General features: G+C 48.8%; 31 protein-coding genes. 2 read left to right on the top strand and 29 right to left on the bottom strand.

The genetic code is table 11. From position 1 onward, the window contains the following. Window positions 1-139 precede the first annotated feature (139 nt). The 27 genes from LKH74_RS08280 to rpsL form a co-directional block, all read right to left on the bottom strand. Window positions 140-790, bottom strand: a complete 651-nt coding sequence (locus LKH74_RS08280; RefSeq protein WP_287708294.1) for an adenylate kinase — start codon at window positions 788-790, stop codon at window positions 140-142. A gap of 89 nt (window positions 791-879) precedes the next feature. After that, window positions 880-2,190, bottom strand: coding sequence for a preprotein translocase subunit SecY (secY, locus tag LKH74_RS08275; protein WP_135367521.1), 1,311 nt, complete (start codon window positions 2,188-2,190; stop codon window positions 880-882). Continuing rightward, window positions 2,190-2,624, bottom strand: coding sequence for a 50S ribosomal protein L15 (gene rplO, locus LKH74_RS08270; protein ID WP_125574874.1), 435 nt, complete (start codon window positions 2,622-2,624; stop codon window positions 2,190-2,192). Before rplO ends, secY begins: the two co-directional genes overlap by 1 nt. Before the next feature lie 35 nt (window positions 2,625-2,659). Beyond that, a complete protein-coding gene (gene rpmD, locus LKH74_RS08265) occupies window positions 2,660-2,842 on the bottom strand; it encodes a 50S ribosomal protein L30 (protein ID WP_125574875.1) in 183 nt (60 codons plus the stop codon). A 14-nt stretch (window positions 2,843-2,856) separates the two neighbouring features. Further along, the gene (gene rpsE, locus LKH74_RS08260; protein WP_135367522.1) at window positions 2,857-3,360 is read right to left on the bottom strand and encodes a 30S ribosomal protein S5; all 504 of its coding nucleotides are present in this window, start codon (window positions 3,358-3,360) and stop codon (window positions 2,857-2,859) included. Between the two features lie 22 nt (window positions 3,361-3,382). After that, window positions 3,383-3,748 (bottom strand): 50S ribosomal protein L18, encoded by a 366-nt coding sequence (gene rplR, locus LKH74_RS08255; protein ID WP_287708214.1) that lies wholly within the window; start codon window positions 3,746-3,748, stop codon window positions 3,383-3,385. Window positions 3,749-3,785: 37 nt separating this feature from the next. Next, on the bottom strand, window positions 3,786-4,322 hold the full coding sequence (gene rplF / locus LKH74_RS08250; protein ID WP_287708213.1) for a 50S ribosomal protein L6: 537 nt from the start codon (window positions 4,320-4,322) through the stop codon (window positions 3,786-3,788). A 30-nt stretch (window positions 4,323-4,352) separates the two neighbouring features. Continuing rightward, window positions 4,353-4,751, bottom strand: a complete 399-nt coding sequence (gene rpsH / locus LKH74_RS08245) for a 30S ribosomal protein S8 (protein WP_048735521.1) — start codon at window positions 4,749-4,751, stop codon at window positions 4,353-4,355. Window positions 4,752-4,784: 33 nt separating this feature from the next. After that, the gene (locus tag LKH74_RS08240) at window positions 4,785-4,970 is read right to left on the bottom strand and encodes a type Z 30S ribosomal protein S14 (RefSeq protein WP_082153261.1); all 186 of its coding nucleotides are present in this window, start codon (window positions 4,968-4,970) and stop codon (window positions 4,785-4,787) included. A 20-nt stretch (window positions 4,971-4,990) separates the two neighbouring features. Further along, on the bottom strand, window positions 4,991-5,533 hold the full coding sequence (rplE, locus tag LKH74_RS08235; protein ID WP_135367525.1) for a 50S ribosomal protein L5: 543 nt from the start codon (window positions 5,531-5,533) through the stop codon (window positions 4,991-4,993). Window positions 5,534-5,558: 25 nt separating this feature from the next. Next, window positions 5,559-5,870, bottom strand: coding sequence for a 50S ribosomal protein L24 (gene rplX / locus LKH74_RS08230; protein WP_125574880.1), 312 nt, complete (start codon window positions 5,868-5,870; stop codon window positions 5,559-5,561). Between the two features lie 34 nt (window positions 5,871-5,904). Continuing rightward, on the bottom strand, window positions 5,905-6,273 hold the full coding sequence (rplN, locus tag LKH74_RS08225; protein WP_125574881.1) for a 50S ribosomal protein L14: 369 nt from the start codon (window positions 6,271-6,273) through the stop codon (window positions 5,905-5,907). A gap of 50 nt (window positions 6,274-6,323) precedes the next feature. After that, window positions 6,324-6,590 (bottom strand): 30S ribosomal protein S17, encoded by a 267-nt coding sequence (gene rpsQ / locus LKH74_RS08220; protein ID WP_048735510.1) that lies wholly within the window; start codon window positions 6,588-6,590, stop codon window positions 6,324-6,326. Between the two features lie 28 nt (window positions 6,591-6,618). Further along, window positions 6,619-6,813, bottom strand: coding sequence for a 50S ribosomal protein L29 (gene rpmC / locus LKH74_RS08215; RefSeq protein WP_020090139.1), 195 nt, complete (start codon window positions 6,811-6,813; stop codon window positions 6,619-6,621). Next, a complete protein-coding gene (gene rplP, locus LKH74_RS08210) occupies window positions 6,803-7,237 on the bottom strand; it encodes a 50S ribosomal protein L16 (RefSeq protein WP_287708212.1) in 435 nt (144 codons plus the stop codon). Before rplP ends, rpmC begins: the two co-directional genes overlap by 11 nt. A 2-nt stretch (window positions 7,238-7,239) precedes the next feature. Continuing rightward, window positions 7,240-7,899, bottom strand: coding sequence for a 30S ribosomal protein S3 (gene rpsC, locus LKH74_RS08205; protein WP_125682810.1), 660 nt, complete (start codon window positions 7,897-7,899; stop codon window positions 7,240-7,242). 3 nt (window positions 7,900-7,902) lie between these two features. Further along, window positions 7,903-8,259, bottom strand: coding sequence for a 50S ribosomal protein L22 (gene rplV / locus LKH74_RS08200; protein WP_048735501.1), 357 nt, complete (start codon window positions 8,257-8,259; stop codon window positions 7,903-7,905). 16 nt (window positions 8,260-8,275) lie between these two features. After that, window positions 8,276-8,551, bottom strand: a complete 276-nt coding sequence (rpsS, locus tag LKH74_RS08195; protein WP_048735499.1) for a 30S ribosomal protein S19 — start codon at window positions 8,549-8,551, stop codon at window positions 8,276-8,278. 79 nt (window positions 8,552-8,630) lie between these two features. Beyond that, window positions 8,631-9,479, bottom strand: a complete 849-nt coding sequence (gene rplB, locus LKH74_RS08190; protein WP_135367527.1) for a 50S ribosomal protein L2 — start codon at window positions 9,477-9,479, stop codon at window positions 8,631-8,633. A 26-nt stretch (window positions 9,480-9,505) separates the two neighbouring features. Continuing rightward, entirely contained in the window at window positions 9,506-9,793 is a 288-nt protein-coding gene (gene rplW / locus LKH74_RS08185) for a 50S ribosomal protein L23 (RefSeq protein WP_125574885.1), read from the bottom strand. Next, window positions 9,793-10,416 carry a 50S ribosomal protein L4 gene (rplD, locus tag LKH74_RS08180; protein WP_135367528.1) on the bottom strand — a complete coding sequence of 208 codons (624 nt, stop codon included), beginning with the start codon at window positions 10,414-10,416 and terminating at the stop codon, window positions 9,793-9,795. The genes rplW and rplD overlap by 1 nt, the downstream gene beginning before the upstream one ends. Before the next feature lie 21 nt (window positions 10,417-10,437). Then, the gene (gene rplC / locus LKH74_RS08175) at window positions 10,438-11,088 is read right to left on the bottom strand and encodes a 50S ribosomal protein L3 (RefSeq protein WP_287708211.1); all 651 of its coding nucleotides are present in this window, start codon (window positions 11,086-11,088) and stop codon (window positions 10,438-10,440) included. Between the two features lie 41 nt (window positions 11,089-11,129). Next, complete coding sequence (gene rpsJ / locus LKH74_RS08170) at window positions 11,130-11,438, bottom strand: 30S ribosomal protein S10 (RefSeq protein ID WP_011668500.1); 309 nt, start codon at window positions 11,436-11,438, stop codon at window positions 11,130-11,132. Window positions 11,439-11,691: 253 nt separating this feature from the next. Beyond that, window positions 11,692-13,044 (bottom strand): MATE family efflux transporter, encoded by a 1,353-nt coding sequence (locus tag LKH74_RS08165; protein WP_287708210.1) that lies wholly within the window; start codon window positions 13,042-13,044, stop codon window positions 11,692-11,694. Window positions 13,045-13,595: 551 nt separating this feature from the next. Next, a complete protein-coding gene (fusA, locus tag LKH74_RS08160) occupies window positions 13,596-15,695 on the bottom strand; it encodes an elongation factor G (RefSeq protein ID WP_287708209.1) in 2,100 nt (699 codons plus the stop codon). Window positions 15,696-15,882: 187 nt separating this feature from the next. Next, window positions 15,883-16,353, bottom strand: a complete 471-nt coding sequence (gene rpsG / locus LKH74_RS08155) for a 30S ribosomal protein S7 (protein ID WP_020090150.1) — start codon at window positions 16,351-16,353, stop codon at window positions 15,883-15,885. A 78-nt stretch (window positions 16,354-16,431) separates the two neighbouring features. Continuing rightward, window positions 16,432-16,845: a 30S ribosomal protein S12 gene (gene rpsL, locus LKH74_RS08150; RefSeq protein WP_011668504.1), complete on the bottom strand. Its 414-nt coding sequence runs from the start codon at window positions 16,843-16,845 to the stop codon at window positions 16,432-16,434. A gap of 282 nt (window positions 16,846-17,127) precedes the next feature. Between rpsL and LKH74_RS08145 the strand changes: the two genes are divergently transcribed. Further along, window positions 17,128-17,775 (top strand): prepilin peptidase, encoded by a 648-nt coding sequence (locus LKH74_RS08145; protein WP_287708207.1) that lies wholly within the window; start codon window positions 17,128-17,130, stop codon window positions 17,773-17,775. Between the two features lie 265 nt (window positions 17,776-18,040). Next, the gene (locus LKH74_RS08140) at window positions 18,041-18,229 is read left to right on the top strand and encodes a hypothetical protein (RefSeq protein WP_287708206.1); all 189 of its coding nucleotides are present in this window, start codon (window positions 18,041-18,043) and stop codon (window positions 18,227-18,229) included. A gap of 690 nt (window positions 18,230-18,919) precedes the next feature. Here the strand turns inward: LKH74_RS08140 and rpoC are convergent. Next, window positions 18,920-22,567 carry a DNA-directed RNA polymerase subunit beta' gene (gene rpoC / locus LKH74_RS08135; RefSeq protein ID WP_287708205.1) on the bottom strand — a complete coding sequence of 1,216 codons (3,648 nt, stop codon included), beginning with the start codon at window positions 22,565-22,567 and terminating at the stop codon, window positions 18,920-18,922. A 21-nt stretch (window positions 22,568-22,588) separates the two neighbouring features. Continuing rightward, on the bottom strand, window positions 22,589-26,209 hold the full coding sequence (gene rpoB / locus LKH74_RS08130) for a DNA-directed RNA polymerase subunit beta (RefSeq protein WP_167850138.1): 3,621 nt from the start codon (window positions 26,207-26,209) through the stop codon (window positions 22,589-22,591). Window positions 26,210-26,272: the final 63 nt, after the last annotated feature.

The raw sequence follows: 26,272 nt of genomic DNA, 5'->3' as shown, positions 1-26,272 counted from the left end.
TAAAATACACGTAAAAGCGGTAGGGACAAGGAACTTGCCCCCGCCTAGCACCTGTGAATTGCGACAGCGCGCCATTTACAGGCTAAACCTGAATAAGCTTACCATAATTCTTGCGAAGACGCAAGAACTTAGCGACCTGTTACAGGTTCTTCAGGATTTTTTCGATGTCGACGTAGACATCATCGATATCACGGTCACCATCAACAGTGAATAACAAGCCCTTCTTGGTGTAGTAATCAACCAGCGGCGTGTTCATTTTCAGATTGACCGCTAACCGGTTCTTCACCGTTTCTGGCTTGTCGTCTTCACGTTGATAGAAGTCATGCCCACCACAGACATCACACGTGCCGGCAACTTTAGGTTGCTTGTAGAGCTTGTGGTAAGTGGCCCCACAAGTCCGGCAGATGTAACGACCAGAAAGGCGTTCAACCAAGACATCTGGTTCGACGTGAATGTTGATCACGGCGTTGATGGTCCGGTCCAGTTCGGGGCCAAAGGTATCTAACGCTTCGGCTTGAGCTAAGGAACGGGGGAACCCATCCAACATGAACCCGTCTTTGGTATCATCTTGAGCTAACCGGTCGCGAACGATACCGTTAGTGACTTCATCCGGTACCAATTCACCTTTGTCGATAAACTTCTTCGCAGCCAAACCCATTTCAGTTTCGTTCTTCATCGCTTCACGGAAGATGTCTCCCGTAGAAATGTGCGGTAAGTGGAACTCCTTGATAATCTTTTCAGCTTGCGTCCCTTTACCGGCGCCTGGTAAACCCATGAGAATCAAATTCATTGCTGTCATGTTCGTTCTCCTTATTCGAAAATTTGCCCGAAAAACACAAGCAGGTGTGCTAATAGATCAACACACCCGCTGGAAACTCATTAAGCTGGTTCTGGATCTTGGATAAAGCCAACGTATTCGCGCTTCATCATCAATCCGTCAACTTGCCGCATGGTTTCAATGGCCACACCAACGACGATTAAGAGGCTGGTACCACCTAAACCAATTGACTCATCTAAGTCCCAAAGGTTTTGGGCTAATAACGGAATTAAGGAAATGAATCCAAGGAAGAGGGACCCAACAGTGCTGAGCCGCATCAATAAGTTGGAAACATAAGTTTGTGTTTCGTGACCCGGCCAAACACCAGGAATGTAGCTCCCCTGCTTTTGCAGGTTCTCAGCTAACTTTTCTGGGTTGACTTGCACGAACGCATAGAAGAACGTGAACACAATGATCAGAACAGTGTACAAAATGGCCCCATCGACCGTTTGCATGTTGAAGACATCCGTTAACGTCTGGTACCAGGCATCTTGGGAGTGCGTGTTTTGGAACGCCATCAAAATAGTTTGTGGCGTCGCAATGAACGAACTAGCGAAGATAACTGGAATAACCCCAGCAACGTTAACCTTTAATGGAAGGTAGCTGCTATCTGGCGAACCAGATACCCGCCGCGTGTACTGCATAGGTACCCGCCGTTCCGCTTGCTGAACCCAGGTGGTAAAGGTCACAATGATCAATACCAACACGATTAAAGCAAGCACGAAAACGACACTCTTCCACATGGTGCCCGCCGTAGCGTCAACGAAGTAAGTTTGGTACAACTTGTAAACAGAAGTTGGCGTCCGGGCAATGATCCCCGCAAAGATAATCATTGAAATCCCGTTACCCAACCCACGATCGGTGATCATATCACCCATCCAAGTCGTTAACATGGTCCCACCAGTCAGGATCAACCCGATTGACAGGTACGTGGTAACACTTGGATTTTCGACCAATTTCAGTGAACTTAAGGCACTAAAACCGGCCGTGATCCCGATAGACTGAACGAATGCCAAAGCAATCGCTAAGTACCGTGTGGCCTGGTTCAACTTCCGCCGACCAGTATCCCCTTGCTTGCTCCATTCAACGAAGCGTGGAACGATGTCCATTTGTAGCAATTGAATAACGATTTGTGCAGTGATGTAAGGTGAAACCCCCATCGCAAAGATGGAATAGTTGGTCAACCCACCACCACTGAAGGTATCTAAAATACTAACCAATCCAGAAGACGCAACGCTTTGAAGTGCCTTTGCGTTAATGCCGGGGACGGTAATATAAGTACCCAACCGAAAGACAATCAAAACCAATAGAGTAAAGAGAATTTTTTTACGAATGTCTTTAATCTTAAAGGCGTTTTTCAAGCTTGATAGCATTAAATCACCTCAGTTTTACCACCAGCAGCCTCGATAGCTTGGGCGGCTGACTTGGAGAACTTAGCGGCTTTCACCGTCAACTTCTTCGTTAACTCACCGTTACCCAAGATCTTAACACCGGCCTTTTCGTTCTTGACGATACCGGCTTCAACCAGGGCAGCTGGAGTTACTTCAGCACCATCATCAAAGACGTTCAAAGCAGCTAAGTTTACGACAGCAAATTCCTTACGGTTAATGTTGGTAAACCCACGCTTTGGAATACGACGGTACAATGGCATTTGGCCACCTTCAAAACCCAAACGAGTCTTGCTACGAGCCTTTTGACCTTTTTGGCCACGGCCAGCGGTCTTACCATTACCAGATGAATCACCACGGCCAACCCGGTTACGAACCTTCCGTGAGCCTTCAGCAGGTTTTAATTCATTCAACTTCATGCTATTGCGCACCTCCTTATTTAATGATATGAGAATTACTTAACTTCTTCAACCTTAATCAAATGTGCGATTTGGAAAAGCGCACCACGAGTGGCGTCGTTATCTGGTTGGATAACGGTGCTGTTTACTCGGTGTAAGCCCATAGCTTCCACAATCTTCCGCTGTTTAGGGAGGCGGTGAGCAACACTATGAATTAAAGTAACTTTTAATTGAGCCATTTTAATACCCCTCCTTATTCAGCTAAGTGTTGAAGAGAGACACCACGGAGAGCGGCAACTTCTTCAGCACGCTTCAACTGAGCCAAGCCAGCAAAAGTGGCCCGAACAGCGTTGACTGGCGTGTTAGAACCTAAACGCTTGGAAGTAACGTCAGCGACACCAGCTAATTCCATGACGGAACGAACTGAGCCACCGGCAGTAACCCCAGAACCTTCAGCGGCAGGCTTGAGCATGATCTTGCCCCCACCAAATGAACCGAGAACTTCGTGAGGAATGGTCGTTCCCACGATAGGTACTTCGATCAGGTTCTTACGAGCGGCTTCAACGGCCTTACGGATAGCTTCTGGAACTTCTTGAGCTTTACCAGTACCAAAGCCAACGTGACCGTTCTTATCGCCGACGATGACAAGCGCAGCAAACCGCAGACGACGGCCACCTTTAACAACCTTAGTGATACGGTTGATAGCAACAACGTTGTCTTCAAGTTCTAACTTGTCAGGATCAATAAATTTTGCCATGTGTGGTTATTCCTCCTTACTGTTAAAATTTCAGCCCGTTTTCGCGAGCAGCTTCTGCCAATGCTTGAACACGGCCGTGGTATAAGTAACCGCCACGATCAAACACAACATCACTAATCTTCTTTTCGACAGCGCGCTTAGCAACTAATTCACCAACAGCCTTAGCTTGGTCGGTCTTGTTGTCACCTTTGACATCGCTATCTAACGTTGAGGCACTAACAAGCGTGACACCCGCTACGTCATCAATGACTTGAGCGTAGATGTTTTTGTTAGAGCGGAAAACGTTTAAGCGTGGGCGTTCTGCAGTCCCAGAAATTTTGTTCCGGACACGCATATGACGCTTTTGACGTGTCTTGTTCTTATCTGGTTTTGAAATCAAAATAGTCACCTCTTTGTAGAATTATCAGCTTTAAGCTGCTTTAATGTTACTTACCAGTTTTACCTTCACGGATACGAACGAATTCGTTTTCGTAACGGATACCCTTACCTTTGTAAGGTTCTGGTGAACGAACGGCACGAACTTCAGCAGCGAAGTCACCGACTTCTTGCTTACTGATACCGGAAATGTTGATAGTGGTGTTATCTGGAACCTTAACATCTAAGGTTTCAGGAATAGCCATTTCAACTGGGTTGGAGTAACCAACGCTCAATACCAAGGTCTTGCCCTTAGCTTGAACACGGTAACCAACACCGACCAGCTTCAAGGTCTTAGCAAAGCCATTAACAACACCTTCAACCATGTTGTTCAAGTTAGCTCGCTGAGTCCCGTGAAGGGCCCGCGTCTTGTTGTTATCATCTGGACGATCGAAGTCAACCGCACCATCACTAATCTTCATAGAAATGACGTTTGAGAAAGTCCGGGTTAAAGAACCCTTAGGACCCTTGACGGTCACTTGATCACCATCGCGTTTAACTTCAACGCCGGCTGGGACGTTGACAGTTTTATAACCAATACGACTCACTGTAAGGCACCTCCTATCTTCTTAAAAGTTTTACCAAACGTAGGCGAGAACTTCGCCACCGATTTTCTTGGCGCGCGCTTCTTTATCAGTAATTACACCTTCAGAGGTGGAGATAATAGCGATACCCAAACCGTTTAATACCTTTGGTACAGCGTCGGCCTTAACGTATGAACGTAAGCCGGGCTTTGAAATACGCTTTAAACCACTGATGACACGTTGGTTATCCTTACCGTACTTCAGGAATACGCGGATGATGCCTTGCTTGTCATCATCGATGTATTCGACGTTACGGATGAACCCTTCGCGCTTCAGGATTTCAGCGATGTCACGTTTAATTGTTGATGCAGGTACTTCGAGTGATTCGTGACGCACCATGTTGGCGTTACGGATCCGCGTCAAGAAGTCTGCAATAGGATCAGTCATGGACATTAACGTTTACCCTCCCTTTGTTTAAAATTCGTTTTACCAGCTAGCCTTCTTCATGCCAGGAATTTGACCCTTGTGGGCTAATTCGCGCATGCAGATACGGCAAAGATGGAACTTTTGATAAACAGAGTGTGGACGTCCACAACGTTCGCAACGAGTATAATTCTGAGTAGAGAACTTCGCAGGACGCTTGTTCTTAGCAATTTGAGATTTCTTAGCCAATTTGTGTGAACCTCCTTAAATTAGTGTGCAAACGGCATACCGAATTGAGTCAGCAATTCGCGTGACTCTTCATCAGTGTTAGCCGTCGTAACGATAACGATGTCCAAACCACGAACACGGTTAACGTTATCAAAGTTAATTTCTGGGAAAATCAATTGTTCCTTAACACCCAGGGTGTAGTTACCGCGACCATCAAAGGCACGCTTGCTAACACCGCGGAAGTCACGAACACGTGGCAATGACACGTTGATTAACTTGTCCAGGAATTCGTACATCCGGTCCCCACGCAGGGTGACCTTAGCACCGATTGACATGCCTTCACGAAGACGGAAGGTGGCGATTGACTTCTTGGCCTTAGTAACCAATGGCTTTTGACCAGAAATCAAACCCAATTCTTCAACGGCTTCGTCCAGGTTCTTAGCGTTGGAAACAGCATCACCAACACCCATGTTCAAAACGATCTTTTCGATCTTCGGCGTTTGCATAACAGAACTGTAGCTGAATTTTTCCACCAATGCTGGTGTAATTTCATTAACGTACTTTTCTTTTAAACGAGCTGACATGAAATTATGTTCCTCCTTTCAAAGATTATTTGTCGATGGTTTCGCCGGACTTCTTAGCGAAACGGACTTTGTGACCATCTTCTACTCGAACGCCAAGCCGGGTTGGTTCGTTGTTCGAAGGATCGATGAGCATAACGTTGGATGCGTGAATTGGCGCTTCAATATCGATAATGCCGCCTTGTGGGTTGGCTTGAGAAGCTTTTTGGTGCTTCTTAATCATATTGACACCTTTAACGATCACACGATTCTTGGCATTCATGACTTTGGAAACAGTTCCTTCTTTTCCTTTGTCTTTGCCGGCGATCACGCGGACCTTGTCACCAGTTTTAATAAGCATTCCTGTGGGCACCTCCTTGTTAAACGTTTCTTGATTACAGTACTTCGGGTGCTAATGAGATAATCTTCATAAAATCGTTGTCACGTAATTCACGGGCAACCGGTCCGAAGATCCGAGTCCCTTGTGGGCTCTTATCGTCTTTGATCAGCACTGCAGCATTTTCATCAAAGCTGATGTATGAACCATCGTTACGACGTACACGAGACTTGGTACGAACAACAACGGCCTTTACAACGTCACCTTTTTTGACAACGCCACCTGGTGTTGCTTGTTTGATAGTAGCGACAATGATATCACCAATTCCGGCGTAGCGACGCTTGGAGCCACCCAGAACTTTGATAGTCAGAATTTCACGGGCGCCAGAGTTGTCGGCAACCTTTAAGCGACTTTCTTGTTGGATCACAGCTAGTGTCCTCCCTTCAGTTCTAATTCAGAATACGATAAAAACGACACCTAAATGATTACTGCTTTTTCAACAATGTCGACTAAGCGGAACCGCTTGGTAGCAGACAGAGGACGAGTTTCCATGATTTCAACAATGTCGCCAGTGTGGGCTTCGTTGTTTTCGTCATGTGCCTTGTACTTCTTGGAGTACTTGACACGCTTGCCATATCTTGCATCCGTCTTCGTCGTTTCTACAACGACAGTGATCGTCTTTTCCATTTTGTCGGAAACGACACGACCACGGTAAACCTTGCGGTTATTACGTGCATCACTCATGTATTAGTGACCTCCTTCTTATCGTATTCTACTTGTTCAGTTCTTGTTGGCGAAGAGCGGTTTTAATCCGCGCAATGTTCTTACGAACTTGCTTCAGCCGTGCAGTGTTTTCCAATTGACCAGTAGCTAATTGGAAACGCAGGTTGAATAATTCGTCCTTGTAGCTCTTTTCTTTATCGAGCATTTCAGCAGTGGTTAATTCGTTGATTTCTTTAGTTTTCATTTGATTCGCCACCTACTTCCTCTCGGGATAAAACCTTCGTACGAACGGGAAGCTTCATGGCAGCCAAACGTAAGGCTTCGCGAGCGACTTCTTCAGAAACGCCACCCACTTCAAACATAACCTTACCGCGCTTAACTGGGGCTACCCAGCCATCAGGCGTACCTTTACCATTACCCATCCGGACCCCAACACCTTTACTGGTGTAGGATTTGTGAGGGAAAATCTTAATCCAAACTTTCCCACCACGCTTCATGTAACGTGTGATTGCCACACGGGCTGCTTCGATTTGACGGTTGGAGATCCACTTGGAATCTAACGATTGTAAACCGTAGTCACCGAAAGCAACGCTCTTGCCACCCTTGGCTTCGCCACGTAGCTTACCACGGTGGACACGACGGAACTTTACTCGCTTAGGTACCAGCATGCTTATTTCCCTCCTTGTCCGTTAGTTTGTTTCTTTTCGGGAAGAATTTCACCACGGTAGATCCAGGTCTTAACACCCAGAGAACCATAAGTGGTGTGCGCTTCAACCCAAGCGTAATCGATGTCAGCACGTAACGTGTGCAGAGGAACCGTGCCTTCAGCATAGCTTTCAACACGAGACATGTCAGCACCGTTTAACCGGCCAGCAACTTGCGTCTTAACACCCTTGGCGCCAGAACGCATCGTCCGTTGCATCGTCCCACGCATAGCGCGACGGAAAGCAACACGGCCTTCCAATTGACGAGCAATGTTTTCGCCGACTAACTTGGCATCCAAATCTGGCTTTTTGATTTCCACGATGTTGATGTGGACACGCTTGCCAGTTAAGTCGTTCAATTCCTTACGGAGATTTTCGACTTCGGAACCACCCTTACCAATAACCATCCCTGGCTTGGCAGTGTGAATTGAGATGTTGACGCGGTTTGCAGCCCGTTCAATCTCAACAGTTGAAACAGAAGCATCTACAAGACGCTTTTCGATAAATTTACGGATTTGAAGGTCTTCCTTCAGGTAAGCAGCGAAATCCTTTTCAGCATACCACTTTGCTTCCCAATCGCGAATGATACCGACCCGTAATCCAGTTGGATTTACTTTTTGACCCACGCGTTATCCCTCCTCTTTTTCAGATACAACAACCGTAATGTGACTCGTACGTTTGTTGATTGGTGAAGCAGAGCCTTTGGCACGAGGACGGAACCGTTTGAGGGTTGGTCCTTCGTTCACATAGGCTTCGCTAACAACTAGATCTTGACGATCTAAGTCAAAATTGTTTTCTGCGTTAGCAATTGCAGAGTTTAAAACCTTTGCCACAACCGGTGATGCGCCACGCGGTGTGAACTTTAAGATTGCGATTGCTTCAGCGACGCTCTTGCCGCGGATAAGATCGATGACAAGGCGGACTTTGCGAGCAGCAATCCGAACCGTCTTAGCAGTCGCTTGCGCTGATGTAACTTGTTCAGCCATTAGTTAATCCTCCTTATCAACGAGTTTTCTTGTCGTCGCCACCATGACCACGGAATGTCCGGGTTGGTACGAATTCGCCAAGCTTGTGGCCTACCATATCTTCTTGAACGTAAACTGGTACGTGCTTCCGTCCATCATATACAGCGATAGTTAAACCTACAAAGCTAGGGAAAATAGTAGACCGGCGGGACCAGGTCTTGATGACAGCCTTTTTGTCTTGATCCTTTTGTGCATCAACCTTTTTCAGTAAATGCGCATCGGCGAAAGGTCCTTTTTTCAAACTACGACCCATTTATGAAACCTCCTCTACTTGTGGCGCATCGTGGAACACGATGATCACCAGGTCTCTTGACTTCCGGATAACCGGAATATTACATCTTAGAACCTTTACGATGACGAACAATGAACTTCTCAGTCTTGTTCTTCTTCGAACGCGTCTTCTTACCAACAGTCTTCTTACCCCATGGAGAAAGAGGAGATGGTAAACCAACAGGTGCTTTACCTTCACCACCACCATGTGGGTGATCGTTAGGGTTCATAACTGAACCACGAACGTGAGGACGTTGACCAGCCCAACGGTTACGGCCGGCTTTACCAACGTTAACTAATTCGTGTTCTTCGTTACCAACGGCACCGATAGTTGCACGGTTAACGTTCAAGACCATCCGAACTTCACCGGAAGATAAACGAACTAATACGTACTTTTCATCGTTAGCTTTACCTAACAATTGTGCTGAAGTACCAGCAGAACGTACCAATTGGCCACCCTTACCAGGCTTTAATTCGATGTTGTGAATAACCGTCCCAAATGGGATGTTCTTCAATGGTAATGCGTTACCAGTCTTGATATCGGCATCTGGACCAGATTGAACCTTGTCGCCAACCTTTAAGCCCTTAGGAGCCAAGATGTATGACTTTACACCATCAGCATAAACTAATAATGCAATGTTAGCAGTCCGGTTAGGATCGTATTCGATAGCCTTAACGGTTGCTGGAACATCATCTTTGATTCGCTTGAAGTCGATGATCCGGTATTGACGCTTGTTACCACCGCCACGATGACGGACAGTCATGCGACCAGCGTTGTTCCGGCCAGCCGTGTGACTTTGTGAATCAAGCAATGACTTTTCAGGAGTCGTCTTAGTGATGACGTCTTTGTAAACCAAGCTCGTCATGTTACGACGACCATTGCTTGTTGGTTTGTATTTCTTAATCGCCACGTTATTTCCCTCCTATATCTGAGATTTTATTCTTCGTTGAATAACTTGATTTCTTTTGAGTCGGCAGATAAGCTGACAATGGCCTTACGACGCTTCTTAGTGTAGCCTTCGTAACGTCCTTGACGCTTCTTCTTACCCTTTAAATTCATGATGTTAACCTTAACAACCTTAACGTCAAAAATGTCTTCTACGGCATGCTTGACTTGAGTCTTGGTTGCTCGTACGTCAACGTCAAAGGTGTAACGCTTGTCGTCCATAGTTGCCATCGTAGCTTCGGTAACAACTGGGCGTAAGATAATGTCACGTGATTCCATTATGCGAGCACCTCCTCTACTTGAGAAAGAGCTGGTTGGGTAATCACTAACTTGTCCGCATCAGCGATGTCTAAGACATTCAAGCTCTTGGCTGGAATAACTTTAACATTTGCTAAGTTACGGGCTGCTAAAGCAGCAGTTACGTTGTCGTCTTCAAGGACAACCAACGTCTTAGTCGTGACATTCAAACCAGCCAACACAGCAGCGAATTCTTTCGTCTTAGGTGCGTCGAATGCTAAACCGTCAAGAACGACTAAGCTTTCGTCGAGAACCTTTTGTGAAAGAACTGACTTCAATGCTAAACGGCCAACCTTCTTAGGAAGGCGGTAACTGTAAGAACGAGGGGTAGGGCCAAAGACCACACCACCACCGACCCATTGTGGGGAACGGATGGAACCTTGACGGGCACGACCGGTACCCTTTTGACGCCATGGCTTCTTACCACCACCACGAACGGCACTCCGGTTTTTAACGGCGTGGGTTCCTTGGCGTAAGGAAGCTCGTTGCATCAAAATCGTATCGAATACGACATTTTCGTTAGGTTCGATGCCGAAGATATCAGCGTTCAAATCAACGTTGCCGTTTTGGCTACCATCTTGTTTGTATAATGCTACGCTTGTCATTTAATTATCCTCCCTTCCTATTTATTTATCAGAATGCTTTAGGCGTGGTGGGCGAACAGCACTCTTAACAGTAACGAGTGACTTGTTAGCACCAGGCACATTGCCCTTGATCAACAGAACGTTGTTATCAACGTCAGCCTTAACGATCACAAGGTTTTGGATAGTAACTTGCTTGTTACCCATCCGACCTGGGAGCTTCATGCCAGGGAATACCCGGTTAATGATGGCACCCAGAGAACCTGGACGACGGTGGTAACGAGAACCATGGGCCATAGGGCCACGGCTTTGGCCGTCCTTATGAATGTTACCTTGGTATCCATGACCTTTAGTGACACCAGTGACATCCACGATGTCTCCTGCTTGGAAGGTATCAACTTTAACTTCGTCTGCTACCTTGTAATCTCCCAGCTCAACATCTCTGAATTCACGAATGAAGCGCTTAGGAGTCGTGTTTGCTTTTGCTACATGACCTTGTTCGGGCTTGTTGCTGAGTACTTCACGCTTGTCTTGGTAACCAAGTTGAATGGCATCGTAACCGTCGTTTTCCATCGTCTTAACTTGTAACACAACGTTTGGCGTTGCTTCGACAACAGTAACGGGGATTAATTCGCCAGCATCAGTGAAGACTTGCGTCATCCCGACCTTTTTCCCTAAGATTCCTTTAGTGGTCATGAGTACACCTCCGATTATATTGTATTTAATATTCTTGAAAATTATAACTTGATTTCGATGTCAACACCGCTAGGCAGGTCAAGCTTCATTAATGAGTCGACCGTCTTTGGCGTTGGGTTAACGATATCAATCAAACGCTTGTGCGTCCGCATTTCGAATTGTTCACGTGAGTCCTTAAACTTATGTGGTGAACGTAATACGGTGTAGATTGTCCGTTCAGTTGGCAATGGGATTGGACCTGAAATACCGGCACCAGTTCTCTTTGCAGTTTCAACAATCTTGTCCGCTGATTGATCGAGGATACGATGTTCGTAAGCCTTCAACCGAATCCGAATTTTTTGTTTTGCCATTGTGTTCCCTCCTTCGTCTATTTTAAAAATAAGACTAACTCCGTGGAAATTCCCGCCACACCCTCATGGCAAAGCGGCCGGGTGTGTCGCAATATCCCACATCATCGCTAAACTTTTGTCCGACCCCCGGGGGCACAAAAATACCCTGGGAAATACAGCACTTGACTATCATACTAAATAAACTGCCGACTGGCAAGGGTTTTCGCCGAATTTCTCAAACTTTTTGTGAAAAATGCCCGTCACTTGACGTCAATCAATTTTCATTTCGCAAGGACGCTTCGGTCGACTTTCTACTATTAAGAAGTCCCCGGGCTAAGCCCCACCCGATTGCACAGGTCAAGACGTCGGCAATCGGCTGAGCCCAGATGATCCCGTGATAGCCAATCAGGCGCGCGCCAAGCACGATGGCCAGGTAGAAGACGACCCCCTGCCGCGCAATCGACATGATGAAGGCACCTATGGCCTTCCCGGTGCTTTGGAAAACGGTGGTGTACACCAAGACCGCCCCCACGAACGGCGTCGTGACTAAGAAGACCCGCAGCATGTAAGTCCCCGCCGTAATGACCGCCTGACTATGGAGAAACAGGCCAATAATCTGCGGCGCTAGAATCATCAAGATGACCGCCAGAATCAACGCGTAGCCGACCTCGACCAGCAGATCAAAGTGGAGGATCTTTTTGAAGCGTGCCATGTTCTTGGCACCATATGTGTAGCCAATCAATGGTTGCGCGCCAAAGGCAAAGCCCACCATGACTAACATGATGATCATGTAGACCTTCAACACGATCCCCATCGCGGCGACCTTGGTCGGACCGAAGGCAATCAGGTACCGGTTCAAGACGGTGGTCCCAAAGGCCTGCATCAGGTTGGTGATGGATCCTGGAATCCCAATCGCCAAGACCTGCAGGATCCACGCCCAGCTGATTTTACTCAACCGCGCGTCAATCGAGATGACCTGACAGTAGCGTTTGGTCAAATAGACCAGGGTGATGGCGGAAATGGTGTAGCCAATCACGGTCGCTAACGCTGCCCCGGCCGCTCCCAGACCAGCGGGGAAAATCAAGATGGGATCCAGGATAATGGTAATCACGGTCCCCACCAGCGTGCCAGCCATGGACTGAGCCGCGAACCCTTCCGTTCGGATCAGGTTTCCCGGTACGATCGATACGATGATGGGCATCGCCCCCAACGCCATGATGCGATAAAAGTCCCGTGCATAGGGATACGTCGCTGAGGTTGCCCCTAATAGGTAGAGAAACGGCCGCATGAACACCAATAAGACGACGGTGGTGATCAGGCCAATCACCACGGCGCCGTACAGACAAAAGCTGCTAACACGACGCCCTGTGGTGTAGGCCTTTTCGCCCAACAGCCGAGAGATCAACGAACTGCCCCCCAACCCAAAGATGTCGCCAATGGCAATCAGCAGCGAAAATAGCGGTGTACACAACGCCACTCCCGCCACCAGGTTGGTGTTTTGGGTCTGCGACACGAAGAACGTATCGGCCAAATTGTAAATCATGCTGGCCACCATCGCCAAGACGACGGGCAAGGCCAGCTTAAAATACGCCCGCGGAATCGGGGCGTGTTCGAACAACTCTTCCATAACTCACTCTCCAATTCCTTTTGACACATGCGTGCTTATTATACCGCAAATTCTGCGGGTGATGCTAGTTGGTCTTGGCGGCTTTGGTTGGGCTGGCCGCCTGCCGGTCGCTAGAGATACGTTGGAGCGCTGAGGGCGTCGGGTCAAGCCAAAGAGCGGTCTTGCCCCTCAACTTGGAGCCGAAGGTACGCGTCTCCAAGTTGCCAGTTCCCTAAGTGCCGAAAACCATGCCACTAAGGGAACTCCCACAGCTGAACGTATCTCTAGCGACCTCTCGGCTGTCGTCGTAACTTTCCGTAATTACTGGCGTAACCCACTCTAAATACCATCGCCCCACCAAATTTAATCGTGCCCGACATGACGTCGCTCTCAACCAAAACTAGATGTTGAAGTTGAGACCCATCAACAAATACCGACATCCAAACGATCTGTAAAAAGACGCTTCATTTTATATCCATTCCGCCGACCGCTAACACCAGTCTCCCCCACTTCAAGACAAAATAAAAACGCCTAACCCGAAAGTTAGACGTTTTCTTTAAACAACTGACAGACTAGTCTTCGACTGGTGTGCCGCCGTTCTTCTTGATAATGTCAGCTTGAACACTCTTAGGCGTTGGTTCGTAGTGATCAAACGTCATGGTAAATGTCCCACGACCTTGTGATGCAGAACGTAACGTCGTTGCGTAACCGAACATTTCGGATAACGGAACGAATGAGTGAATCATTTGTGCGTTACCACGTGCTTCCATACCATCAACCTTACCACGACGAGCGGTAACTTGGCCCATGATATCACCCATGTATTCTTCAGGAACCAAGATATCAACCTTCATGATTGGTTCAAGAATAACAGGGCCAGCAGACTTAACAGCGTTCCGTAAAGCCAAGGAAGCGGCAACCTTGAAGGCTGCTTCACTAGAATCGACTTCATGGTAACTACCATCGTATAACTTGGCCTTAACATCAACCAATGGGTAACCGGCTAAGACACCGTTTGCCATGGCTTCTTGCAGACCTTGGTCAACTGAAGGGATAAATTCACGAGGAACAACCCCACCAACGATAGCGTCTTCGAATTCGTAACCCTTACCACGTTCGTTAGGGGTGAATTCGATCCAAACGTCACCATATTGACCTTTACCACCAGATTGACGAACGAACTTACCTTGGACCTTAGTTGACTTCGTGAAGGCTTCACGGTAGGCAACTTGAGGGGCACCAATGTTAGCTTCAACCTTGAATTCACGCTTCATCCGGTCGATGATGATATCCAAGTGAAGTTCACCCATCCCAGCGATCAGCGTTTCACCAGTTTCAGGGTTAGTTTCAGCCTTGAAAGTTGGGTCTTCTTCAGAAAGCTTTTGTAAGGCGGTGTTCATCTTATCTTGGTCAGCCTTCGTCTTTGGTTCTACGGCAACCTGGATAACTGGATCTGGGAAGTCCATAGATTCCAAATGTAATGGGTGATCTGGGTCAGTCAAAGAGTCACCAGTAGTGGTGTTCTTCAAACCAATGGCCCCAGCGATATCACCGGAGAAGACTTCTGGAATTTCTTGACGGTGGTTAGAGTGCATTTGCAGCAAACGACCAACCCGTTCACGCTTGCCCTTCGTGGAGTTCAGCACGTAAGAACCAGCTTCCAGAGTACCGGAGTAAACCCGGATGTAAGTCAGACGACCAACGAATGGGTCAGTGGCAACCTTAAATGCTAAGGCAGCGAATGGCGCATCGTCATCGGCCCGTAATTCAACGGCTTCGTCAGTATCCGGAACAGTTGCGTTGTAAGGCTTAACATCCAATGGGGATGGTAAGTAGTCCACAACGGCGTCCATCAACATCTGAACACCCTTATCCTTGAAGGCAGAACCAGCGAAGACTGGGAACAATTCCAGCTTCAAGGTTGCCCGCCGGATAGCGGCCTTTAATTCGTCCTTGGTGATTTCTTCACCTTCAAGGTACTTTTCCATGATTTCATCGTCAACGTCAGCGACGCTTTCGATCATTTCTTCATGACGCTTTTCGGCTTCTTCCTTCATATCTGCAGGAATATCAACCGTATCCCATGAAGAACCTAATTCATCTTTATCGTAGATGTAGGCCTTCATTTCGATCAAGTCAACGACACCTTGGAAGTTGTCTTCGGCACCGATAGCCATTTGTAAGGCTAAGGCGTTGGCTTGTAAACGTTCGTGAATGGAGTTAACTGAGAAGTCGAAGTCGGCACCCAGCTTATCCATCTTGTTAACGAACACGATACGAGGAACATCGAAATCAGAGGCTTGACGCCAAACAGTTTCGGTTTGAGGTTCAACACCGGCTTGGCCATCTAAGACGGCTACGGCACCATCCAAGACACGCAGGGAACGTTCAACTTCGACAGTGAAGTCAACGTGTCCTGGGGTATCGATGATGTTAATCCGGTGACCCTTCCATTCCGCAGTAGTAGCGGCAGAAGTGATCGTAATTCCCCGTTCTTGTTCTTGTTCCATCCAGTCCATTTGTGAAGCCCCATCATGGGTTTCACCAATCTTATGGATTTTACCAGTATAATACAGGATACGCTCAGTAGTCGTCGTCTTCCCGGCATCGATGTGGGCCATGATACCGATGTTACGCGTCTTCTCAAGCGGAAATTCACGAGTATTAGCCATGATTAATGTGTAACTCCTCTCAATTTGATCGTAGATTGTGCCAAAAAGTGACTACTAACATCGCAATTGATTTTAGTAGCCACTCTCGATTAAAGGATTGCTCCTCTAAGCTAGAGTCAAAAATGCTAAATAACACTCTGCTCTAACATTTTATCACACTGTAGGCATGGCAGTGCGATAGCTGCTCTTACCAGCGGTAGTGAGCGAAGGCACGGTTGGCATCTGCCATCCGGTGCGTATCTTCACGCTTCTTAACGGCAGCACCGGTGTTGTTAGCAGCGTCCATGATTTCACGAGCAAGCCGTTCAACCATGGTGTGTTCGCCACGTAAACGAGAGTACTGAACCATCCAACGAAGACCTAAAGTGGTCCGACGGTCTGGCCGAACTTCGATAGGAACTTGGTAGTTTGACCCACCAACACGCCGAGCCTTAACTTCCAAGACTGGCATAACATTCTTCATTGCTTCTTCGAAGACTTCCACTGGATCGTTACCAGTTTCGTTCTTAATGATGTCGAAGGCACCATAAATGATCTTAGTTGAAGTTCCACGTTTCCCATCCATCATCGTGTGGTTGATCAGACGAGTGACCAACTTTGAATTGTAAATTGGATCAGGAAGGACTTCACGCTTTTGTACGTTTCCTTTTCTAGGCATTGTTAATATCCTCCTTGAAATGCTGTTACAGGCCGGTTGACGGCAACCGTGCACCCGACCTTAATTTTGAGTCTCGGTCTAGCCCTTAGGCTTCTTAGTCCCGTACTTGGAACGACCTTGACGACGGTCAGTAACACCGGCAGTATCGAGAGCACCACGGATAATGTGGTAACGAACCCCAGGTAAATCCTTAACCCGGCCGCCCCGGATTAGCACAACACTATGTTCTTGCAGGTTGTGGCCAATACCAGGAATGTAAGCAGTCACTTCAATTAAGTTTGACAACCGCACACGTGCATATTTACGTAAAGCAGAGTTAGGCTTCTTTGGTGTCATGGTACCGACACGCGTTGCAACCCCACGCTTTTGTGGAGCTGGATTCTTAACTTGAGCTTTTTTGAAACTGTTATACCCGTAGTTTAAAGCTGGGGCATCTGATTTAGAACTTTTAGATTTACGACCTTTACGCACCAATTGGTTGATAGTAGGCATCTAAATAGTCCTCCTTTCCGTATACTTTCTAGAGTTATAAGTCCACACATCCAGGTGGTTCATTTTTCTGTAAAGAAAAAAGACGACCCAGATTGAGATTTAATTGAAGTGTCCTCCCCGCCGTCAGTCAGCATGTCTGGTAGTGAATACCCGAGACCTGTCTGCGAAAAGCACCTTGAATAGAATACCATGCCAAAATGCCGCTGTCAACCAGCCTCTCCGCAATTTTGCAGAAACATTTCGCTATTTTTTACGGAGTTGATGGGTAGAGGTGAAACTTTCATGATGATTATCCTATTTATTTACGGGGCCTGCCTGGGGTCGTGGCTGACGGCCATGGCCGACCGCTATGCCACGGGCACGTCACCCCTTTATCCGGCCTCGCACTGCGAGATTTGCCAAACACCCCTGGCTTACTGGCAACTGGTCCCGGTGGTCAGTTACCTGGTGCTACGCGGCCGTTGCCACTACTGCCAGCAGCGGATTCCCCCCACCACGCTGGTACTGGAGATCAGCTGTGGAATCGTGCTCACCACGCTGACCCTGACCACTCTGCGACCATTGCTATGGCTAGGGCTGTGGACCTTTGCCGCCCTCTGTGATGCGCGTACCCAAACCTTTCCCGGGTGGCTAGTCTGGTTGGCCTGGCCGCTAACGGTTTGGGCACTCCCCTGGCCCACCATCATTTGGGCCACCGGCTGTCTACTGGGCATTCAGCTGCTCTGGCGCCACTGGCCCACGCCGGTGATCGGTGACGGCGACTTGGAACTGATCCTAGCCTACGCCATCACCTGGGGCAGCACCGCGACCGCGCAGTGGCTACTGGTCGCCAGTACCTTGGCATTGTGGCGCGCACGCAAGCAGAAACGGTTAGCGTTTCTACCTTATCTGGTGGCCAGCGCGGTGGGGTGGTGGCTGATACGGCGGTAAGCTTGCACACAGCAGATTTCCCGACTTTCTGGTATACTGCACTCGCAGACTAGGACGTTGACTAACGGAAGTGTTCCTGGTGAAGCAGACTAGAAACTGCATTGCTCAATATCGTCAGTGCCTTAACCCCTACTGAAGAAAAGACCATGCACGCTTGGCACCGCTTGGCACCTCCGACGTATCAACGCCGTCCCCAGGTAACCGAACGCAAGACGGCCAAATTGTTTCTTTCCAATAACCGTGACCCTAAAGGAGGCCAATTTCAATGCCCTACACCACCCCAGAACCCGATTCCCTAATCATTGACGACTCACTCGACCGCAAACTGACCCCCGAAGAACAGGCCGCTTTGAACAAACGGATGCATTCGCCGGCATATCACCAGGCGGTCGCCGAAGCTGAAAGAGAATTTGCTCGTCAATTTCCAGAATATGCTTCACCAAAAAATAAATAAGCTTCATTCAGAGGTCGCGGCTTGCCAGCTGGGGCCTCTTTTTTGCGGCTAAAGGTTGAACCTAAAATTAACGCGCTTTGCTGTAACGACGGTGTTCCAGTATCTAAAATTGGTGAAACCAGGCGCCTGCGCCAGGCTACGGTGGAGCCATCTGGCTGCCTCCGGTAAGGTTGACGGCTATCAGTAAAACTGTGTTAATGAAAAATTAGTCGTCAATGTTGCTACTACCTGGGGTTAAGACGACTGTTACTAATACGCACTACCGTAGCCGAGAGTTCGCCAAATATGGGTTCAGCCGTGGGAGTTGTCTTAGCGGCGCGGTTCATGCCGCTTAGACAACTGGCGTCTTTGAGACGCGACTTTCGGCTCAAAGCGAGGCGTCGAGACCGCCTTTTGGCTCGACCCGTCCGCCCCAGCGCTCCAACCCATATTTGGCGAACGGTAGACGGCCAGTCCGCGTTGTGCGGCTGAAACGTGCGCCAACAGGCGGCACCGTTTTCCCACTACGGTGCCGAAACGTGCGCCAACAGGCAACTGGTTCCGCTTAACACTGCTAGACAAATAATCCAGGCCCAGGATTATCCGTCTAGCACCGTTAATGCTCGCCGGCTAACCGCCTGACGGCCCACTCTTATACAAAAAAAGGACCCGCCATCTCTGGCGAGCCCCCGACCAACAAGCTAGTTGTCACTAGGCCTGTGAGTCTTCTTGCATTTGTTTTTCTAAGTCGCTGATGGAATAAACGCCTTCGGTTGACGTACCGCCAACTTCTTTGGGCTTGATCTGACGGTAATCTGGCATCCCAGTCCCGGCAGGAATGATCTTCCCAATGATGACATTTTCCTTCAAACCAACCAGTGGATCGTTCTTGCCCCGAATAGCAGCATCGGTCAAGACACGCGTCGTTTCCTGGAAGGATGCGGCTGATAAGAAACTGTTGGTTTCCAAGGCAGCCTTGGTAATCCCCAAGATAACTGGACGAGCGGTGGCGGCAATGCCCCCATCGATCAAGGTTTGGTAGTTGGCCCGACGGAAGTCTTGAATGTCCATCAAAGTCCCTGGCAGCACGTCCGTGTCACCTGGGTCCATGATGCGGACCTTCCGCAGCATTTGCCGAACCATGATTTCCACGTGCTTATCACTAATAGCCACACCTTGCATCCGGTAAACACGTTGCACTTCACCCAAGATGTAAGTTTCAGTAGACAAGACATCGCGAACCCGCAGCAATTCCTTAGGATCAACAGACCCATAGTTCAAGGCGCCACCACGGTGGATAAAGTCGCCTTCACTGACACGCATCCGTGCCGTGATTGGTAACGTGTAACTCCGCGTATCGGCTTCACCCTTAATGGTAACTTCCTTGGTCCGTTCAGCTGGGTTTTCTTCGATTGATTCAACCGTCCCAGTAACTTCAGTGATCTCAGCTTTACCTTTAGGGTTCCGAGATTCAAACAATTCTTGAACACGAGGCAACCCTTGGGTAATATCTTCGTTCCCGGCAACACCACCGGTATGGAAGTTCCGCATGGTCAGCTGGGTCCCAGGTTCACCGATTGATTGAGCGGCAACAGTCCCGACAGCTTCACCAACTTCAACTTCGTCACCAGTAGCCATGTTCCGGCCGTAACAACGTTCACAAACACCATGTTCGGTGTTGCAAGTGAAGGCGGAACGAATGGTAACTTCTTCAACACCCGCGTCAACGATTTGTTGGGCAGTGTCTTCGACGATCATTTGGTTCTTAGGCACGATGACGTCCCCAGTCTTTGGATCGTAGACGGTCTTTTGGGTGTAACGCCCTAAGATCCGGTCGTACAGTGGTTCGATCATTTCGTTACCATCAGTGATGGCCCGAATCTTCAAACCACGGTCAGTCCCACAATCTTTTTCCCGAATGATAACGTCTTGGGCAACATCGACCAGCCGCCGTGTCAGGTAACCTGAGTTGGCAGTCTTCAGCGCCGTATCGGTCATCCCTTTACGAGCACCGTGGGTCGAAATGAACATTTCCATCACAGACAGGCCTTCACGGAAGTTAGACGTGATCGGCAGCTCCATGATGTCACCACTAGGAGCGGCCATCAGACCACGCATCCCGGCCAGCTGCGTAAAGTTAGAAATGTTCCCCCGGGCACCAGAATCACTCATCATAAAGATAGGGTTCTGTTGGTCGAAACTGTGAATCAAGGCGTTTTGAATGTCGTCCTTGGCATCGTTCCAGATTCCAATAACCCGTTCGTAACGTTCATGATCCGTAATCAGACCACGCCGGAATTGCTTGGTAACCGTTGCAACCTGCTTGTGGGCAGCGTCGATGATCTCTGGCTTTTCTTTCAAGTCGGTCACATCGACCATCCCCACCGTCAACCCGGACTTGGTTGATTCGTCATAACCTAAGTCCTTGATCCGGTCAAGCAGCTTGGAAGTTGCGGTCACCTTGTATTGTTGGTAAACAGCCGCGATGATGTCAGACAAGAAGCCCTTCTTGAATGGCCCAATCAGTTCGGCGTTTTGCAGGTAATCATGAATGTCTTCGCCCGGTTCCAAGAAGTACTTGTCCGGAACGGCGCCATTCAGGTTCGTGCTCGTAGGTTCGTTCAAGTATGGGAACGACTTTGGCAGGATGTTGTTGAAAATCAACTTCCCAACAGTCGTCACCATGATCTTGCTACGTTGTTCGTCAGTAAATGGCTTGTCTGGCATCGAAGAAACCTGAACACCTACACGCGTGTGCCAGTGAACCAAACCGTTCCGGTAAGCCAGAACAGCTTCGTTGAGGTCGGTAAAGATCATGCCTTCCCCTTCACGGTTGGCTTCTTCCATCGTCAGGTAGTAGTTCCCGATAACCATATCTTGAGAAGGCGCAACAACTGGCTTCCCACTGGCAGGTGCCAGGATATGGTGAGCCGCTAACATCAGCAAACGAGCTTCCGCCTGTGCTTCATCAGATAACGGCACGTGGATGGCCATTTGGTCCCCATCGAAATCGGCGTTGTAGGCTTCACAAGCCAATGGGTGTAACCGCATCGCTTTACCACTAACCAAGACGGGTTCGAACGCTTGAATCCCTAAACGGTGAAGCGTAGGGGCCCGGTTCAACAGAACAGGGTGTTCCTTGATGACATCTTCAAGCACGTTGAAGACATCGTCATCTTCACGGTCGATTTGGCGCTTGGCGTTCTTAATGTTAGAAGCTAAGCCCCGGGCAACCAGTTCCTTCATGATAAATGGCCGGAACAATTCCAAAGCCATTGGGACTGGCAGACCCATTTGGTTGAACTTGAGGGAAGGACCAACGTCAATAACGGAACGACCAGAGTAGTCAACCCGCTTCCCTAACAAGTTTTGCCGGAACCGACCTTGCTTCCCTTTCAACATGTGTGAAAGAGACTTCAATGGCCGGTTACCTGGACCCGCAACGGGACGGCCACGACGACCGTTATCGATCAAGGCGTCAACGGCTTCTTGGAGCATCCGCTTTTCGTTTTGAACGATGATGCCAGGTGCGTTTAAGTCTAACAACCGCTTCAACCGGCTGTTCCGGTTGATAACCCGCCGGTACAAGTCGTTCAAGTCAGACGTTGCGAAACGCCCACCTTCGAGTTGTACCATTGGCCGTAAGTCAGGTGGAATGACCGGAATTGCGTCCATTACCATCCACTCCGGACGGTTACCAGAAGTCACGAAGGCTTCCAAGATGTCCAAACGACGAACGGCACGCGTCCGCTTTTGGCCAGTGGCTTCCTTCAACTCTTCCTTTAATTCTGCAACTTCTTTATCTAGGTCTACGGCCATCAACAACTTCTTGATGGCTTCGGCACCCATTTCAGCCTTGAAGGCGTCACTGCCGTATTCTACGAGCTTGTCACGGTAGTCACGTTCGGAAAGTAATTGCTTCTTTTCGAGTGGCGTGTTACCTGGATCTAAGACCACGTAGGATGCGAAATAGATGATTTCTTCCAGGGCCCGGGGGCTCATGTCGAGGACCAAGCCCATCCGGCTAGGGATCCCCTTGAAGTACCAGATGTGGGTAACAGGTGCAGCCAATTCAATGTGGCCCATCCGTTCACGACGAACCTTAGAACGGGTAACTTCGACCCCACAACGGTCACAAACGACACCCTTGTAACGGATTCGCTTGTATTTCCCACAAGCACATTCCCAGTCCTTGGTAGGACCGAAAATCCGCTCGTCGAACAGCCCGTCTTTTTCAGGCTTTAATGTCCGGTAGTTGATGGTTTCAGGCTTCTTGACTTCCCCATAAGACCAGCTACGGATCTTATCAGGTGAAGCCAGCCCGATCTGCATGCTTTCGAACTTATTGACATCGACCAAAGAAGCGACCTCCCTTATTAATTAGTCTTGCGTGTTTGGTTGACTTTCATTTTTTGTAGATGCTGAGGTGGCCTTGGTGTCATCGCCTTGTGCGGCAGCCTTACGTTCCTCTTGTTGTTGGGCGTACTTGCTCAACGCATCAACGTTCACAACATCATCGTCATCGTCGTCCATATCACGGAGTTCGATTTCTTCATTGTTCCCGTTTAAGACCTTCATATCCAGCCCTAAGGATTGTAATTCTTTAACCAGCACGCGGAATGATTCTGGCACACCTGGCTTTGGAATTGGATCGCCCTTGACGATGGCTTCGTAGGTCTTAACCCGACCAACCACGTCATCAGACTTGTACGTCAAGATTTCTTGCAACGTATAAGCGGCACCGTAAGCTTCCAAAGCCCAAACTTCCATTTCACCGAAACGCTGTCCACCAAATTGCGCTTTCCCACCAAGGGGTTGTTGCGTAACCAGTGAGTAAGGTCCAATGGAACGGGCGTGCATCTTGTCGTCGACCATGTGGGCCAACTTCAGGTAGTTCATGACACCGACAGCGACGCGCTTGTCAAATGGTTCACCGGTCCGGCCATCGTATAAGACGGTCTTGGCATCGGCAGCCATCCCCGCTTCCTTAACGGCATCCGCAATATCCGTATCACGGGCACCATCAAAGACAGGCGTGGCAACATGAATCCCTAATTTACGAGCAGCCATCCCTAAATGCAATTCGAGCACTTGCCCGATGTTCATCCGGGAAGGCACACCCATTGGACTCAACATGATGTCGATTGGGGTCCCATCTGGCATGTACGGCATATCTTCTTCAGGGATAACGACGGAAACCGTCCCCTTGTTACCGTGACGACCAGACATCTTGTCCCCCACTTGGATCTTCCGCTTTTGCGCGATGTAGACCCGAACCATCATGTTGACACCAGGTGATAACTCATCCCCGTTTTCACGAGTGAAGATCTTAACATCCTGGATGATCCCGCCACCACCATGTGGCACCTTCAATGAAGTATCCCGTACTTCACGGGCCTTTTCACCAAAGATGGCGTGGAGCAGACGTTCTTCGGCAGATAATTCCGTAACACCCTTAGGCGTGACCTTACCAACCAAGATATCCCCATCTTGAACTTCGGCACCGATCCGGATGATCCCGTCTTCGTCCAAGTTCTTCAGGGCGTCTTCCCCAACGTTAGGGATTTCACGCGTCATTTCTTCAGGTCCCAGCTTCGTATCACGTGCTTCTGATTCGTATTCTTCAATATGAATCGACGTGTAAACGTCATCGCGAACCAACCGTTCGTTGATCCCGATGGCATCTTCGAAGTTGTACCCTTGCCAAGTCATGAAGGCAACTAATGGGTTTTGCCCTAAGGCTAATTCCCCATTTTCCATGGAAGGTCCATCAGCCAAAATTTCATCGTTGTCGACATGGTCGCCGACCTTAACGATTGGCCGTTGGTTGTAGTTCTTCCCACCGTTTGACCGGCGGAACTTCATCAGCTTGTAAGTGTCCAAGGCACCATCGTCGCGCCGAACGCGGATTTCCCGTGCATCAACGTATTCAACGGTTCCTTCATGTTGACTGATCAAGGCAACACCGGAGTCATGGGCCGCCTTGTATTCAATCCCAGTCCCAACTAATGGGGCGTGAGGGTCCAGCAATGGCACAGCTTGCCGTTGCATGTTGGCACCCATCAAGGCCCGGTTGGAGTCATCGTTTTCCAAGAAAGGAATACATGCCGTGGCCACAGCAACAACTTGCTTAGGCGAAACGTCCATGTAGTCGATCCGGTCAGCAGAAGTTTCGATGTTGTTATCTTCGTCACGGGCCATGATGGTATCCGTTGCGAAGGAACCGTCATCGTTCAACGGCGTGTTGGCTTGAGCCACAACGTAGTTATCTTCTTCGTCGGCAGTCAGGTAATCGATCTTGTCGGTAACCTTGTGCGTATCCCAGGAAACACGACGGTATGGCGTTTCGATGAAGCCATACTTGTTGACCCGAGCGTAACTGGACAGACTGTTGATCAGCCCGATGTTAGGACCTTCAGGCGTTTCAATTGGGCACATCCGACCGTAGTGGGTGTAGTGCACGTCCCGGACTTCATAGCCGGCACGGTCACGCGTCAACCCACCAGGTCCCAGAGCAGACAACCGCCGCTTATGGGTTAATTCACCCAGCGGGTTGGTCTGATCCATGAATTGTGACAATTGAGATGACCCGAAAAATTCCTTGATGGAGGCCACAACTGGACGAATGTTGATCAATTGTTGTGGCGTTACCGTCGCAGCATCTTGAATGGACATCCGTTCACGCACAACCCGTTCCATCCGGGATAACCCGATCCGAAATTGGTTTTGCAGGAGTTCACCCACGGAACGAATCCGCCGGTTACCCAAGTGGTCAATGTCATCAGTCGAGCCGATGCCGATTTGCAGATCAAAGAAGTAGTTCATGGAAGCAATGATGTCGGCTGGGCGAATGTGCTTCAGCTTGATGTCAATGTTGCCATTGCCGATAACGGGAACTTCTTGTTCTGGATCGTCAGGAGATTCAACTTTAATAATTTGTAATTTCAGTGGTTCCGTCACCACGGCTTCGTCTGAAGGTTGGAAGGTGACCATCTTGAAATCGTCTTGATCCAAGTATGGGGCCAACGTCTTCATGACGTCCTTGTCAACGACCGTCCCCTTTTGCGCGATGATTTCACCGGTATCTGGGTCAGCCAACGTTTCCGCCAAGGTCAAGCCCAGTAAACGGGTCTTTAAGCTCAGCTTCTTGTTGGTCTTGTAACGGCCGACAGGCGCCATATCGTAACGCTTAGGATCAAAGAACCGTGCCGTCAGTAAACTCCGTGAAGAGTCTGCCGTCTTTGGTTCCCCTGGCCGCAAGCGTTCGTAGATGTCCTTTAAGGACTCTTCGACACGGGAGTCATCGGTGTTCTTGTGGATATCCTTTTCCAACGTCCGTGTAAGACTTTCGTTGTCACCTAAGATATCTAAGATTTCATCGTCAGAACCAAATCCTAAGGCCCGAACCAATTCGGTCATTGGGATCTTCCGCGTCCGGTCAATGCGGACGTAGGAAATGTTCTTGGCGTCGGTTTCAAATTCCAACCAAGCACCCCGGTTAGGAATAACCGTTGCGCCAAAGACGGTCCGGCCATTCTTATCGGTATCTTCGTTGAAGTAAACCCCTGGTGAGCGGACTAATTGAGAAACAATTACCCGTTCTGCCCCATTAATAATGAAGGTCCCTTGGGCCGTCATTAATGGGAAGTCACCGAAGAAGACATCTTGCGATTTGATTTCGCCCGTTTCGTGGTTGGTTAAACGTAAAGTGACGTGAAGTGGTGCCGAATAGTTGGCATCGTGCTCCCGTGCTTCATCCACGGTATATTTGGGTTCCAGTAACTGATAATCAACAAACTCTAACGAAAGGTTTCCTTGAAAATCTTCGATTGGCATGATGTCGTCGAACATATCGCGTAAACCTTCGTCGAGGAACCAGTTGTAGGAATTGGTTTGAATTTCAATCAAGTTAGGTAAATCAAGAACTTCCTTGATTCGCGAATAGCTACGGCGTGTACGGTGTTTCCCGTATTTAACTAAGTGTCCTGCCAAGTTGTTCACCTCTCCTATTTATTCTGTGACTGGCCAAACCGAATATTACATTTTGGTTACAAATGCGTTTTC

Source organism: Levilactobacillus sp. (genome assembly GCF_022646225.1).
GTDB classification, from domain to species: domain Bacteria; phylum Bacillota; class Bacilli; order Lactobacillales; family Lactobacillaceae; genus Levilactobacillus; species Levilactobacillus suantsaiihabitans.
The sequence above is the reverse complement of the archived record's forward strand: the minus strand, read 5'-3'. Positions and strand labels throughout refer to the sequence as shown.